This is a genomic window from Natronorubrum halalkaliphilum, from assembly GCF_009834785.1.
GTDB lineage: Archaea > Halobacteriota > Halobacteria > Halobacteriales > Natrialbaceae > Natronorubrum > Natronorubrum halalkaliphilum.
Window position 1 is genome coordinate 113,809 of record NZ_WUYX01000053.1, and the last position, 13,434, is coordinate 127,242.

Annotated in this window: 10 protein-coding genes; 4 read left to right on the forward strand and 6 right to left on the reverse strand. The window is 63.2% G+C overall.

Annotated features, from left to right (window positions below):
• Positions 1-20: 20 nt before the first annotated feature.
• Positions 21-698, reverse strand: a complete 678-nt coding sequence (locus GS429_RS16150) for a helix-turn-helix domain-containing protein (protein ID WP_160066371.1) — start codon at positions 696-698, stop codon at positions 21-23.
• Positions 699-946: 248 nt separating this feature from the next.
• On the opposite strand from GS429_RS16150, the gene GS429_RS16155 reads away from it, so the two are divergent.
• Positions 947-1,336 carry a winged helix-turn-helix domain-containing protein gene (locus tag GS429_RS16155; RefSeq protein ID WP_160066372.1) on the forward strand — a complete coding sequence of 130 codons (390 nt, stop codon included), beginning with the start codon at positions 947-949 and terminating at the stop codon, positions 1,334-1,336.
• A gap of 368 nt (positions 1,337-1,704) precedes the next feature.
• Here GS429_RS16155 and GS429_RS16160 read toward each other — a convergent pair whose 3' ends face one another.
• From GS429_RS16160 to GS429_RS16170, 3 genes are all read right to left on the reverse strand, one after another.
• Positions 1,705-3,627 carry an aldehyde ferredoxin oxidoreductase family protein gene (locus GS429_RS16160; RefSeq protein ID WP_160066373.1) on the reverse strand — a complete coding sequence of 641 codons (1,923 nt, stop codon included), beginning with the start codon at positions 3,625-3,627 and terminating at the stop codon, positions 1,705-1,707.
• Positions 3,628-3,950: 323 nt separating this feature from the next.
• Complete coding sequence (locus tag GS429_RS16165; RefSeq protein WP_160066374.1) at positions 3,951-4,145, reverse strand: DUF1328 family protein; 195 nt, start codon at positions 4,143-4,145, stop codon at positions 3,951-3,953.
• A gap of 96 nt (positions 4,146-4,241) precedes the next feature.
• Positions 4,242-6,239: a bacterio-opsin activator domain-containing protein gene (locus GS429_RS16170; RefSeq protein WP_160066375.1), complete on the reverse strand. Its 1,998-nt coding sequence runs from the start codon at positions 6,237-6,239 to the stop codon at positions 4,242-4,244.
• 110 nt (positions 6,240-6,349) lie between these two features.
• On the opposite strand from GS429_RS16170, the gene GS429_RS16175 reads away from it, so the two are divergent.
• The 3 genes from GS429_RS16175 (at position 6,350) to GS429_RS16185 (ending at position 9,386) form a co-directional block, all read left to right on the forward strand.
• Positions 6,350-6,541 (forward strand): HVO_0649 family zinc finger protein, encoded by a 192-nt coding sequence (locus GS429_RS16175; RefSeq protein ID WP_160066376.1) that lies wholly within the window; start codon positions 6,350-6,352, stop codon positions 6,539-6,541.
• A 141-nt stretch (positions 6,542-6,682) separates the two neighbouring features.
• Positions 6,683-7,783 carry an archaeosine biosynthesis radical SAM protein RaSEA gene (locus tag GS429_RS16180; RefSeq protein ID WP_160066377.1) on the forward strand — a complete coding sequence of 367 codons (1,101 nt, stop codon included), beginning with the start codon at positions 6,683-6,685 and terminating at the stop codon, positions 7,781-7,783.
• A 271-nt stretch (positions 7,784-8,054) separates the two neighbouring features.
• Entirely contained in the window at positions 8,055-9,386 is a 1,332-nt protein-coding gene (locus GS429_RS16185; protein WP_160066378.1) for a chemotaxis protein CheC, read from the forward strand.
• Positions 9,387-9,499: 113 nt separating this feature from the next.
• On the opposite strand, the gene GS429_RS16190 is transcribed toward GS429_RS16185, so the two are convergent.
• Together GS429_RS16190 and GS429_RS16195 are read right to left on the reverse strand one after the other, a co-directional pair.
• Positions 9,500-9,988 carry a chemotaxis protein CheD gene (locus GS429_RS16190; protein ID WP_328821438.1) on the reverse strand — a complete coding sequence of 163 codons (489 nt, stop codon included), beginning with the start codon at positions 9,986-9,988 and terminating at the stop codon, positions 9,500-9,502.
• An 86-nt stretch (positions 9,989-10,074) separates the two neighbouring features.
• Positions 10,075-13,359, reverse strand: a complete 3,285-nt coding sequence (locus GS429_RS16195) for a PAS domain S-box protein (RefSeq protein WP_160066379.1) — start codon at positions 13,357-13,359, stop codon at positions 10,075-10,077.
• Positions 13,360-13,434 lie beyond the last annotated feature (75 nt).

Sequence of the window (13,434 nt, forward strand, 5' to 3'; positions counted from 1 at the left end):
CTGAGTCGCGACGACCGCGTTCAGGAGTCATCGTACTCGAGGATCGCATCCAACAGCTTCGTCTGTGCGGCCGCGAGATGCTCGGTGAAGGTCGTTCCGGTAATGCCGAGTTCGTCGGCAACTTCGCCGGCGTTCGCCCGCTTCGGATGCTCGAAGTACCCCATCCGATGGGCCGTCTCGAGGACCTCCAGCTGCCGAGTGGTGAGCGTGCTCCGATCGACGAAGACGAGGTTCTGTTCGCCGTGGTCTTGCTGTGACTGGAGGAGTCGCTGGACGTCGAGATTCGAGCACCGGCCCTGCAGGTCGCCGATGATCGCCTGTAAGCTCTCCATATCCGATGCGTGGAAGGTCAGGTACAGCGCCGCCCCCTGCGTTCGGACGTCGATCACCGGCGAGTCGTGGCGTTCGATACACTCGCAGGGACAGCCGTGACCGAGCGCACGAGTGAACCGGTACACCTCGCTCGAGCCGTAGGAGAAGACCTGCGAGAGTTCGACGTCCGCGTCGAGAGTGAACTCCTCGGGATCGGGATACTCGTCGGCCTCGAGCATGAACTCCTCGGTGACGCGCTCGGGCGCGTCCGGGTTCGTGCTCCTCGAGACCGACTGGACGCGGCCGCTGACCGCCGCGGAGGCCTGCGTCACGACGCAGCCAGCCGGGTCGTCGATCTTCACCTCCGCGCGAATCCCCGTAGCCATTAGCTATTGATGTGAGTTCAGGCCCCCTAAACCCTGTGTCCGCAGGGGATCGCCGACGGATCAGTCGCCGGTCGTCCGACGGTTCGGGTCTGATCGCGTGCGGCCCACCATTTGACCCGTGTTACCGCCTCCCAAATATTGGCCGTACACCGACTCGAGCGCCGGATTTTCCACACCCCATATAAAGCACCCTGTATTTATTGGGCCTCAATTGGAGGGGGCTCCCCCGTTACTATGGAGTGAAGACGATGTCCGCTACGAACTCCACTACGAAGCGAGGATGGCCAGCAAACGACGACCCAGCCGACCCACAGACCGTACTCGGTGCGCTGGACGACGACGCCTGCCGGGCCATTCTCGAGGCAACGACCGAGGAATCGCTGACTGCGACGGAACTCTCCGAGCAGTGTGACATTCCGATGTCGACGGCCTACCGGAAGGTCGAGAAGCTGACGGAGGCCGACCTCGTCGAAGAGCGAGTCCGAATCAACACCTCAGGCAAGCACGCGACCGAGTACCGCAAGTGCTTCGACGACGTTCGCGTCTCGGTCTGTTGCGATAGCGGCATCGAAATCGAGATGACGAAGCCGAGCGCCGAGGCCGAATCCGGCGCCACCTACGCCGTTGCCGACGACTGATCCGCCGACAGCTCACGACGTGAGTGTCTCTCCGCGCTCCACTCGAGTGCGCTCTCGGCCCACGTCGTAGCGGACCACACGTTGCAGACGGGTCGTCTGCACCACTTCTTGTTCGACCCTTCCGGCATCGATCAGTCTCCGTCTCGAGCGGCACGGAAACGTCGCGAGGATATCGGTCGAACTGCCAACGCCCCGGAAATCGAACGCTAGCGACGGCGAATCATGTACCCGTTACTCCCCTCCCACTGGTTTGCAAATCCCATACCGTTCGCAGTTAAGGTAGCCTCCAGGTATTTGCCGACGATCGATTTCAACCGAAAATTGCGTCCGAAAGAGCAGTACGGGTACAGCGGCCCGAGAACCGACGATCAGTCGTCGGCCGGAGCCGCGGAGTCTCCGGCGGAGACGCCCGTTCCCGGTCCGAGATCGATCTCGAGTTCCTCGAGTTTCTCGTCGGGGACGACGCCGTCGACCCAGCCGCGGTGATCGTAGTACTCCGCCTTCATCTCCTCGAGTTCGCAGTACTCGCCCTCGCTGGCACCCTGACCGCGGATGCCGTCTTCGAGGAACCGTTCCGGCAGGGAGTCGTCGCTTCCGTCGAAGCCGGCGAGGTTGTTGTAGTAGCGCTCTAAGTTGTAGATCCGTTCGCCGGCCTCGAGCAGTTCCTCTTCGCTGACGTCCAGTCCGGTCATGCCGTTGTACTGGAGTACGTACTCCTCGATGCCCTCCGCGAACGCGTTGAACTTGCAAATGTCGAAGCTGTCCGAGATGGCGTGAAGATCCTGGAACTGGGCGGTGAGTTCGCCCTTCCCCTCGTACTCGTAGGGGTCGACCTTCTCGGGAACGCCCAGAATCTCGGCGGCGGGGGTGTACCCCCGAAGGTGACAGGCTCCGCGGTTCGAGGTGGCGTAACCGATGCCCATCCCCTTCATACAACGCGGATCGTAGGCGGCGATTGTCTGGCCCTTGACCGCAAGCGAGTTGTCGTGGGCGTCTTTGGCCTCCGCGACGCGGCGGGGCCCTTCGGCCAGCAGATCCGCGAGATCGTCCTCGCGGCGGGCGACCCGTTCGATCATGTCGATCATGGTCTCGTGGTCGCCCCAGTCTAACTCGCCGACGCCCTCGAGTTTGCCCTCCTCGGTCATCTCCATGGCCATCGCCATCATGTTGCCCGCGTCGATGGTGTCGAGACCCATGTCGTTACAGCGGTCGAGCATGAGCGCGATGGCGTCGCGGTCGGTGTGACCGGAGTTCGGGCCGAGCGCGTAGGCGGATTCGTACTCGTAGGACTCGGTGCGGACGTTCATTTCCTCGCCCTTGTGCATCGCCTGGACTTCGACTTCCTTCTTGCAGGCGACCGGACAGGAGTGACAGGTCGGCTCGTCGACCAGGATGTTCTCGCGGACGTTCTCCCCGGAGACGCGCTCGGCGTCGATGTCGACGCCCTCCGCGTCGCGCATGGCTTCGGTTGAGGTGTACTGCCCGTTCTTCGTCGGCAACCCGTCCATCTCCTCGCCGATGTTCATCAGGACGTTCGTCCCGTACATCGAGAGGCCGCCCTCGTTGGGTGCGGTGACGTCGGACTCCGTGATGGCCTGCATCGCCTGCTGATGGCCCTCTTTGAACGTCTCCTGATCCGCGGGCTGGGGCATCTTCGTCGTCGATTTGACGACGACCGCCTTGAGGTTCTTCGACCCCATGACACAACCCGTCCCGCCGCGGCCGGAGGCCCGGTCGTCCTCGTTCATGATACAGGCGTACTTCACGCCGTTCTCGCCGCCCGGACCGATCCCCATCACGCTGAGGTTCTTCCCGTAGGAGCCGTCTACTTCCTCCTCGAGCGCGTCGCGGGTGTCGTGAAACCCTTCACCCCAGAGATGAGAGGCGTCCCGCAGTTCGACCTCGCCATCCTCGACGACGGCGTAGACGGGATCGTCGGCTTCCCCTTCGAACAACAGGCCGTCGAAGCCGGCCCACTTGAGTCGTGCGCCGGACCAGCCGCCGTGGTGGCTGTCGGTGACTGTTCCGGTCAGCGGCGACTTCGTACAGACGGCGATCCGGCCGCTCATCGTCACCTGCGTGCCGGACAGCGGCCCGTTCATAAACGCGAGCAGATTGTCCGGCCCGAGCGGATCGACGTCCGCTCCCTGTTCGAAGACGTACTTTACCCCGAGCCCGCGCGCGCCGATATACTTCCTCGCGTCCTCCTCGTCGATCGACTCGTACGCGACTGACCCCTCCGAGAGATCGATACGGGCGACGTTGTCCTGAAATCCGCCAAGTTCAGTCATGATAACTCCTCGCTGTTCACTTCGTCGCCTATCCTGTTAGTCGTTCTCACTCCCCCGTAACCGAGTGTGGTTACGTGCGCGTGCTCGAACGATCAGGAGTAGTCCCCACCGAGTACTGGCAAGGGTTCGAATCGGTGACGAACCGCCGGTAGCAAATACTGCCGAATCGTAACTAATGGGAGTCCCCAGACGGCGCTATTCGAGCGATATTTGGTGCTCTCGGGCAGCTGCTGTCGCACTCGAGAATGTCGTCGCTGGGTCGACCCGCTACTGGGCCGACAACGATACCGAGCGGACCGCCCGCCGTGGGGGACGGGCCGTGCTTATAACAGCAGTGCGACGACGGCAAGGATGATGAAGATCAGCACGAAGATCCGCGCGATCTCCATCGAGATGCCGGCGACGCCGCGGGCTCCGACCGCTGCAGCGACGATCGCGAGCACGAAGAAGATGATCGCCCAGTACAGGAAGCCGCCGCCGCCCATCTGAAGTGGTACCGACGTTGCGATGTCGAGCATAACTCGAGCTATCACGAGGTGGTAGATAAATCTCGGCGACCGTCCAGACGCTAACTCCGGGCTACAGCCGATTAAGATGCCGTTCCGCCGGCGATATCAAGCCGAAGATTGCTTATCCGTGAAGAAGGCTCCACAGAGCTTCGCTTCGGCCGAGCGCAAGTGTTCGTGGAAGGTCGGCCGGGAGACGCCCATCGACTGAGCCAGTTCCTCCCCAGTCGTCGGTCGGGGCCACTCGAAGTAGCCGCTCAGATAGGCCCGCTGTAACGCGGCGAACTGGCGATCGGTAAGCTCGGCTTCGAGCCTGGCGGCGAACTCCTGGTGAGTCTCTTCCTCGCGGTCGCGTTGTTCGAACGAAATGACGTCGGTGCCCGCATATCGGTCTTCGACGGCCTCCACGACCGACCGAACGTTGGCCGACCGCGGAATCTCGAGCGTGAGACGTGCCCGGCCGTCTTCGCTCTCGATCGATTGGGTCCGGACGCCGCGGTCGGAGAGCCAACCGACGAGGTCGTCACCGCCGGACAGTTCGATCAGGCACTCGCCGTCGCGTTCGACGATGACCCGGCAGTCGAGGTCGGGAATCTCGGCGACGGCCGCGGTGAGGTCGTCGGCGGTGGCGTCGGGCCCGGTGACGGTAAACAGCGATGCCGTCTCGTCGCCGGTTCGGTGGACCGATCGACGGTACTCGAGGCGACAGTCCGCAATCTCGGAGAGGGCGACGGGGCCGACGGCCGTATCGGTGAGCGCAAGTTCGACGGCAACGACCGCGTTCGTCGCGAGCACGCGACTCGTCTCCCGGGCGTTGACGCCGCTCGCGACCGCGCGCGCGAGCGCTGAGAGGATCACGGTCTCGCGTTCGTCGATTGGCGGGTTGCGGTCCGTACAGACTGTAAGGACCCCGTACTCGATCCCGTTGTACGACAGCGGGAACGAGGCGTGGGTCGTCCCCTCGAGCGAGTCGGTGGCGATGGCGTTCTCGGCGAGGGTTTCGGCGGCCGGATGGTCGCCGGTCGTCGACACTCCAGCGTTACCGGCACACGCGCCGGTACTCGCCCGAACGTCGATCGTTCCCGTTGCGGGGTTTCGCTCGCCGATCCAGGCACCCTCGTAGGCCGACTCGGCGGCAATCCGATCGCACACCGCCTCCTCGAGTTCGTCTCGCGTCGTCGAGCCCGCGACCACGTCGGTCACGTCCTGGATCAATCCCTCGATCCGTTCGAGGATGTACTCGAGTTCCTCAGTTCGGCGCTCGAGTTCGAACTCGGCCTCCTTGCGCGCCGTCACATCGTTCTGGAAGCCGACGTAGTGGGTGACCTCGCCCGCATCATCGCGAACGGGGGCGATCGTGACCTCGTTCCAAAACTCGGTGCCGTCCTTTCGGTAGTTCTTGAGTTCGACGGTCACCGGACGGTCCTCGTCGATCGCCGCCGCCATTTCGGCGATTGCGTCTTCGTCGGAGTCGTCGCCCTGTAGGAACCGACAGTTTCGCCCAATGACGTCGTCGTAGCTGTAGCCGGTCATTTCCTGATAGGCGTCGTTGATGTAGACCAGTGGATTGTCCTCGAGATCCGGGTCGGAGATCGTGATCCCGACCGGGGCTTCGTTGATCGCTCGCTCTTTGACCACGCGATCGGTTTCGCTGACCGTGGTTCCGTCAGTGACACCGGTGTTCGAGACTGTGTTATCGGTACGGTCCACGTCACCGACGCGTTCGAACACGATCGTTGCGCCCTCGGCCGAGCGATGGACGCGGGCGTTGAATCGCTTCCCGTCACCGCTCTCGGCGTCGTCAGCGAGCGCGACGTGGCGAACGGTCCCGACCGCCGTCTCGTCGATCGCTGTCTCGAGTCGCGTCCAGTGTTCGAGTGCAGTCGACGCGTCCCAGTTGCCAGCACCGCTACCGGTACCGGCATCAGCACCGACTTCCTCCCGTGCCTCCTCGACCGGAAGTTCGAAGAGATCCCGTGCCACACCGTTAGCGTACGTAATCGTCCCGTCAGCGACGGCGACGACGGGGTCGACTACGGCCTCGAGTGCGGTGGCTGCCGGGGTTGCACGTCCCCCATCATCAGACGCCGCATTGGCGTTCTCCATACCCGTTCTAGGGAAGGCGATACCCTAAGAACCCTGGTTATCGGACGGACGAATCAGTTATCGGACGGATCACCACGCATGTTATAAATCTCCGTGACCTATGATAGCACATGTCTAGCTTTCGATCACCGTTCGAGCGACTTCGAGCGAAGTTCGACGAGTCGGAGCTGAAATGCCCGGCGTGTGGCTACATGGATACTGACGGCGGCTGGCGCGTCAGTACCTCCGGCAGTCGCGTCCAATACCAGTTCATCTGTCCGACCTGCCACGCCATCGAGACGCGTGAAATGCGCCTCGAGTAGGGACCGATGCAGTCGGTCGTCGGAGGCGTTCGCTCGAGGGCGAGTCGTCCTTCGACGGCACTATCGCCGGTGAGCGAACGCGATTTTGTCGTCAGTTCCCAGACGAAGGCGCTTTAGGCGCTGGGCCGCTTGCCTCACACAATGAGTAAACCCACGCCCGACGTCTACGAGCAGGGCAAGGGCATGGACGCCCACAACCAGGCGATGCGGGAGATCCGCTCGCGCAAGGAGGCGAGCTACGACCCCCACGAGCCGACTCGCGTCTGGCTCGACGAGGACAACACCCCCGGCGGCGTCAAGCAGAGCCTGACGATCATCTTAAACACCGGCGGCTGCCGCTGGGCCCGCGCCGGCGGCTGTACGATGTGTGGCTACGTCGCCGAAAGCGTCGACGGCGGCAGCGTGAGCCACGAGGCGCTGATGGACCAGATCGACATCTGTCTGGAACACGAGCAGGAACACGGCGACGAACCCGCCGATCTCATCAAGATCTACACCTCCGGCTCCTTCCTCGACGAGCGGGAGGTCGGCGCCGAGAGCCGCCGCGCCATCGCCGAAACCTTCGGCGACCGCGAACGGATCGTCCTCGAGTCCCTGCCCGACTTCGTCAGCCGCGAGAAAATCGGCGACTTCACCCAGTACGGGATCGATACGGACATCGCCATCGGCCTCGAGACGGCGACCGACCGCGTGCGTCACGACTGTGTGAACAAGTACTTCGACTTCGCCGACTTCGAGGACGCCTGCGAGGAGGCCGCAGTCGCCGATGCGGAGGCGGGCGACGATGTCGAGGCGGGGATCAAAGCCTACCTCCTGATGAAACCGCCGTTCCTCACGGAGTCCGAAGCCGTCGCGGACATGATCTCGTCGATCGAACGCTGCGCCGACGTGGAGGGCTGTCACACCGTCTCGATGAACCCCTGTAACGTCCAGCGCTACACGATGGTCGACGAACTCTACTTCAACGACGGCTACCGGCCCCCGTGGCTCTGGTCGGTCGCACACGTCCTCGAGGAAACCGCGGACGTCGACGCCATCGTCGTTTCCGACCCGGTCGGACACGGTTCCGACCGCGGCCCGCACAACTGCACGGAGTGTGACGACCTCGTCCAGAAGGCGATCAAGGATTTCGACCTTCGACAGGATCCCTCCGTCTTCGAACAGGTTTCCTGTGAGTGTGAGCTTACCTGGGAGACGGTTATGGAGCGCGAGCGGAGTTTTAACCAACCGCTGACTCGATGACTCGCTACTCCGCTGACTCGCCCCCTCGCCACATCGGCACCTCGCCGACTCACCGGCCCGTGATGGCCCCTGGCGAGTGCGCGAAAGCCGGCCGCTCACCGTTCATTCTCCCATAAGATAGATTACCGCCCCCGGCTAGGAACGACGTATGTCCGGACCGGGGTATACGATGGCTGATACGGTTTGCTGTAACGATTTACCGGTGCAACCGCAAGACGGTTCGCGGTCGCACCGCCAATGACGGACAGTGGACCGTATGAGGGGTAATTCGATGGAGATCGACATTCGCTCCCTCGAGACGTACAACGAACTGGCGCGGGAGGGAACCGAATCCGCGGCGACTGCGCTCCGGGAGCTGACGGGCGTCGAGACGCGCGTCGACGTAACCGACGTCTCGCTGCTCTCGGTGTCGGATCTCCAGTACGAGTTCGCCGGTCGAACGTTTGCAGGCGTCGAGGTTTCTCTGGGTGCGCCGCTCTCCGGAGAGACCGTCCTCGCGTTCGACGAGGCCGGACGGGACGCCATCACGAGCGAGCTGGTGCCGACCGACGACCCGGAGCGGGTCGAGGAAGCGATCGCGGAGGCCGGGAACATCATGGTCAACGGGTTTATTAGCGGCTGGGCGGACCACCTGGACACGAAAGTCGAGGTCTCACCGCCGACGTACGTCGAGGGAACCGGAATCGACGTGCTCCCAGAGGCGATGCTCGCGGGCAAAAGCCAAAGCGAACGCAAAGGCGAGCGCGGCAGTCCCGACGCCACGACGAGCGAGCGCGACGACGTCGATGGCGAAAGCGAATCGAACGGAGAGTACGTTTTCGTCTTCCGCAGTCGCGTCGAAGCCATCGGCGAGGATATCGACTTCCGGATGCTGCTGTTTCCGAAAATCGAATCGATCGAGCAACTGCTCGAGAGCGACGGCGACGGCAACCCCGACACCGACGCCACCGGCGGGAACGACGGCGGAAACGGCATCTCGCTGGACAAACTCGAGGTCTTCACCGAGATGACCGAACGGGGCGCGACCAAGGCCGCCGCGAACGTGACGACGATGACCGGCCTCGAGACCGCCGTCGAGGTGAACCAACTGAGTTTCATCCCCATTGCCGACATCCCCGCACAGGTCGGCGACGACCGACGAGTCGGAACCGCCGTCGAGTACACCGGCTCGCCGAGTGGCTACCTCGCGATCCTGTTCGATCCGGCGTCGGCGCGGGAGAGCGTCGACGCGTTGTTGCCGGTCGAGAGCGACGGCGAGTGGGGCGAGCGCGACCGGGAGGCCCTCGAAGAGCTCTGCAACATCGTCGCGAGCGGCTTCCTCGACGGCTGGGCGAACGTGCTCGAGACCTCGATCAAACATTCCCCGCCGCGGTTCATCGCGGACATGGGCTCGTCGATCATGAGTCCGATCATCGCCGACATCGGCCGAACGGAGAACTACGCGTTCCTGCTCGACTCGACGATCAAAACCGGCGACAGCGACTCGCTCCAGTGTCAGCTGTTCGCGCTCCCACGCCGCGACGAGTTGGCGACCGCGCTCGAGGAGTTGCTCGTCAACCGGGCCGGCAAAACGCGCGCGGATCCCGACGAACTCTTCGAGTAGGTCCCGTAAACATTCGCTGTCTGCTCGCCGCCTTCGGCGGCTCCTTGAGGGAGGCGGCCCGATTTCACGACGTGACTTGCAGACCCAGCCCGCGTGTCCACACTCACCACAACCTAACAGGTCGTTTCTCCGTCTGCGGTCGTGATCTGCAACTCGCCCGTACTCGGATAGAACAGGACTTTTCGACCCGCGTCGCCGCCGACATCCGTACCACACAGCGGGATGTTCCGGGCCTCGAGAACGGTCTGTGCAGCCTCGACGTTGCGTTCTCCGATCGGCCGGTCGAAGCTGTCGAAGCCGATCATCGTCGCCCCGCCGGCGAGTTTCGCCCACGCCCGGGTCGAGCGACCGCCGGCGGATTCGAACGCCGAAAGCAACGCCGCGATACCGAGATCCGCGAACTTTGCGTCGGGATGGCCGCTGGTCCCGTCTGCGGCATCCGGTAACATGAAATGGAGGAGCCCGCTCACGCACGCCGTTTCGTCGTGGATCACGACGACGCCGCAGGAGCCGACGCCGCTGGTTCGTAACGGTCGCTCGTCCGTCGACAGGGCGTATTCGGCGACGCCGACCGGGATTGGGTTCGGATCTAATTCAGGCACACGACCACCGTGGAGCGAATCTCCGAGTTGAAGTCGTCGTTGCCCGGTAGTATGGTTTCTGGCCGCGATCGAGTGCCGACGGAGATTCAGTTGTCCGCTGGCGGTTCAGCGGCGCTACGCTGGGTCAGCGCAGTCTCCGCTCGCGGAACTTGAATCTCGACGACCGTGCCACGCGGCTGGTACTCGTCGAACGAAAGTTGGCCGCCCGATTGGGAGACCACCCAGTTGACCAGCCAGAGCCCGAGCCCGCTCGCGTGTCGCAACTGCGTAATCTCGCGTTCCTCCTGGAGCAACTCCCGTTCCTCGTCGGGGATTCCGGGTCCGTTATCGGTGATCGAAAGTGTGACGAAATCGTCGGTGGTGGGATCGGCCGCGTCGTCTGCTCGCTGCGTCGAGAGACGCACGTCGATAGTCGGTGACTCCGCGTCGTTGTGTTCGACCGCGTTCTCGAGCACCTGGAAAATAGCCGTCTGAATGTACTCGTCGGCGCGGACGAACGTGCGGTCGGGTATCGTACAGCTGACGTCGACGTCGCTGTAGACGGACTCGAGTCGATCGGTGGCCCGTTCGGTCGCGTCGGCGATATCGATCGGGCCGATCGTCGATTCGCTCCGCTCGAGCGTTCGTTCGACGGCTCGCGTCTTCTCCGCGAGACTGATGAGTTCGCTGGCTCGCTCCTGAATCGTTTCCACGTACTCGGTATCGTCGTCGTCGACGGCGTCGACGAGCATCTCGGCGCAGCCGTTGATGATGTTCATGCCGTTTCGCAGATCGTGGCGCAGGACACGGTTCAGTATCTCGACGCGTTTCTGTCGCTGTTTCCGCTCGGTGATATCGGTGTAGACGCCGAACGCGCGTTCCGACTCGTCGTCGATCTGCATCGGGACGACCCGCATCATGAAATCTCGCAGGCCGTCGGCCGTCCGCCGTTTGACTTCGGCTTCGACGGGGTCCCCGCTGACCCCGTGATGGTTCAGCGTCTCGGCGGTCTGGGTTCTGTTCGTTGGAACGATGAACTGATCGAGCGGTTTGCCGAGCACCTCCTGTTCGTCGTAGCCGAAGACGCGCTCGAAAGCCGAGTTGACGTCCTCGATAATCGGCCCGTCGTCGTGCAAACGCGTATTGACAACGGCGTCGGGGACGTTCTCGAACAGCGCGAAAAACCGGTCGCGCTCCTCGGTGAGCTCTGCCTCGAAGGCCAACCGGTCCAGAGTATCGGTCACGTGAGAGAGCAGTAATTCCGCGAGTTCTTCGTCGGCAGAGTCGAACGCGCCTCGCTCCGTCGAAACCGCCTGAAAGACACCGTGGTCACCGATCGGAACGCTGAGTATCGACCGGTAGGGGTCGTCATCTTCCGTGTCAGTCGCTTCGCGAATGTCGTCTATATGGTATGTTTGCTGATTTCGATACGTTTTCCCCGCGATACCCTCCTGGATGTGGGTCCGGTCGGAATACTCCCCGTCATCGATCGGCGGCGCAATCGCCTGCTTGACGAGATATTCGCCTTCGCGACGACCGACGAGGCACACGTCGAAGTTCAACACGTCTTCGGCCGCCTCGACCGAAAGATCGAAGACCGCCGCCTCGCTCTCACAGTCGTCGAGTCGCGACGCGATTTCGTGGAGGCTCTCGATCTTCGCCTTCCGGTCGACGAGTTCTCGTTTCATCCGTTTGCGGTCGCTGATATCGCGAACGATACCGACCGTTCCCACGAGGTCGCCGTCGGAGTGCAACAGCGTCACATTGACCTCGCTCGGGATGCGCTCGCCGTCGCTCGTTTCGACGGTTACCTCGTAGGTCGCGACGGAATCGTCGCCGGCTGAGACGAGTTCGCGAACCCGTCTCCCCGCGTGTTCGAGACTGTCCTCAGTGAGCGTCTTCGAGACGTGTTCGCCGAGGAGTTCGTCGCGGTCGTAGCCGGTCACTGCCGTCAGGGTATCGTTGACGCTAACGAAACGGCCGTCGCGATCCAGCGCGTAGACACTGTCACCGACGGCCTCCACGATCGCCTTCGTCCGCTCGAGTTCGCGTTCGCGGGCGGCCCGGTCGAGCGCCGCTTCGGCCGTCGCGGCCAGCACGTGAACGAGGTGCATGTCGACGATATCGAGTTCCGTCTCGCCCGTCGACGCGACCGTCAACAGGCCGTGCTCGCCGAGGGGGTGAACGATCGCGTTCCCGACGCTCGTCGCGATATCGTAGGGAACCATGTCCACCGCAGCGTCGTCGATGATCGACGGCTCCTGGTCCTCGTAGACGGTCCAGAGAATCCCGTCACCGGGTCCGATCGTGGGGAGGTCGTCGGTCTGTTCGTCGAGTTGGCCCGTCATCGCGGCGATCTCGAGGCTGTCAGTGTCTTCGTCGTAGAATCGAAGTCCCGCGAGCGACTCGTCGATGACGCGATCGGTCGCATCGACGACGAGGTCGCCGATTTCGGCCATCGATTCGGCCCGCATCAGATCGTGTGTCGTTCGCTGGAGCGCCTCGAGTGCGTTCGCTCGTTTGAGATCCCTGGTAACGTCCTGTGCGAACGAGAGGACGCTGACGACCTCGCCGTCGTCGTCGATCAGCGGCGTGTTGAACCACTCGCAGGTGATCGTCGTCCCGTCCTGGCGAACGTTTCGATTGACCTGGCGCTTGGCAGTTTCGTCCAGATCACCGTCGACGAGAGTCTCCCAATGATCGGCGACATCGTCACGCCTCGCGTCGGGAACGAGCAGCGACATGCCGGACTCGCCCATCGCTGCCTCGGCGGTGTAGCCGAACAGTTCCGTCGCCGCCGGGTTCCAACTACACACCTCGAACTCGAGCGTCCATTCGATGATCGCGAGCGGGGACTGATCGATAACGAGGTCGAGTCGGTCGATCGGATCGGCGAGTGATCCGCCGGATTCGGGCGTGGTCTCATCGCGGGAAGCTCCGCTGGCCGACGAATCGGGGATGAAATCGGGATCCCCGTTGCGTTCGCTCGCGGCCAGACGAGTCGGCGGGGGTTCGGATTCGGCTGGCACCGACTCGGCGTCGGCGAGCAGGTCGTCCACCCGCGTTACGAGGGTCTCGACGCCTTGTGAACGAGGGATGTAGCCGTCGGCGCCGGCAGCGATCACCTCGCCGGCGAGCGTTTCGCTTCCGTTCTCGGGGAAGACGACGATCGGTACCTCCGGTCTGCGGTCTCGAATCTGCGTGCAGAGATCGACGCAACTGGTGTCGGGGAGCGCCCCTGCGATCACCACACACGCAGCGGTCGACAGCCGGGCTAGACAGCCGGCTGCAGACCCGACCACTGTGGTCGAAAAGCCAGTGTCGCTCATGGCCCCACTTACGTCGAGTGTCCCCCCGGAATCGACGTAGATGAGGCGTGTCTCGTATTCCATAGTGCGAGTTCTCCGACAGGTCGCGTATCCCAACCAACGAGCCACGGCGGATTACGGTTTGACCTGCCCCCATTG

Coding starts and splice junctions, on each gene's coding strand:
- GS429_RS16195 (WP_160066379.1), bottom strand. CDS start 13,359: ATGGAATACGAGACACGCCTCATCTACGTCGATTCCGGGGGGACACTC.
- GS429_RS16150 (WP_160066371.1), bottom strand. CDS start 698: ATGGCTACGGGGATTCGCGCGGAGGTGAAGATCGACGACCCGGCTGGC.
- GS429_RS16175 (WP_160066376.1), top strand. CDS start 6,350: ATGTCTAGCTTTCGATCACCGTTCGAGCGACTTCGAGCGAAGTTCGAC.
- GS429_RS16180 (WP_160066377.1), top strand. CDS start 6,683: ATGAGTAAACCCACGCCCGACGTCTACGAGCAGGGCAAGGGCATGGAC.
- GS429_RS16185 (WP_160066378.1), top strand. CDS start 8,055: ATGGAGATCGACATTCGCTCCCTCGAGACGTACAACGAACTGGCGCGG.
- GS429_RS16170 (WP_160066375.1), bottom strand. CDS start 6,239: ATGGAGAACGCCAATGCGGCGTCTGATGATGGGGGACGTGCAACCCCG.
- GS429_RS16155 (WP_160066372.1), top strand. CDS start 947: ATGTCCGCTACGAACTCCACTACGAAGCGAGGATGGCCAGCAAACGAC.
- GS429_RS16160 (WP_160066373.1), bottom strand. CDS start 3,627: ATGACTGAACTTGGCGGATTTCAGGACAACGTCGCCCGTATCGATCTC.
- GS429_RS16165 (WP_160066374.1), bottom strand. CDS start 4,145: ATGCTCGACATCGCAACGTCGGTACCACTTCAGATGGGCGGCGGCGGC.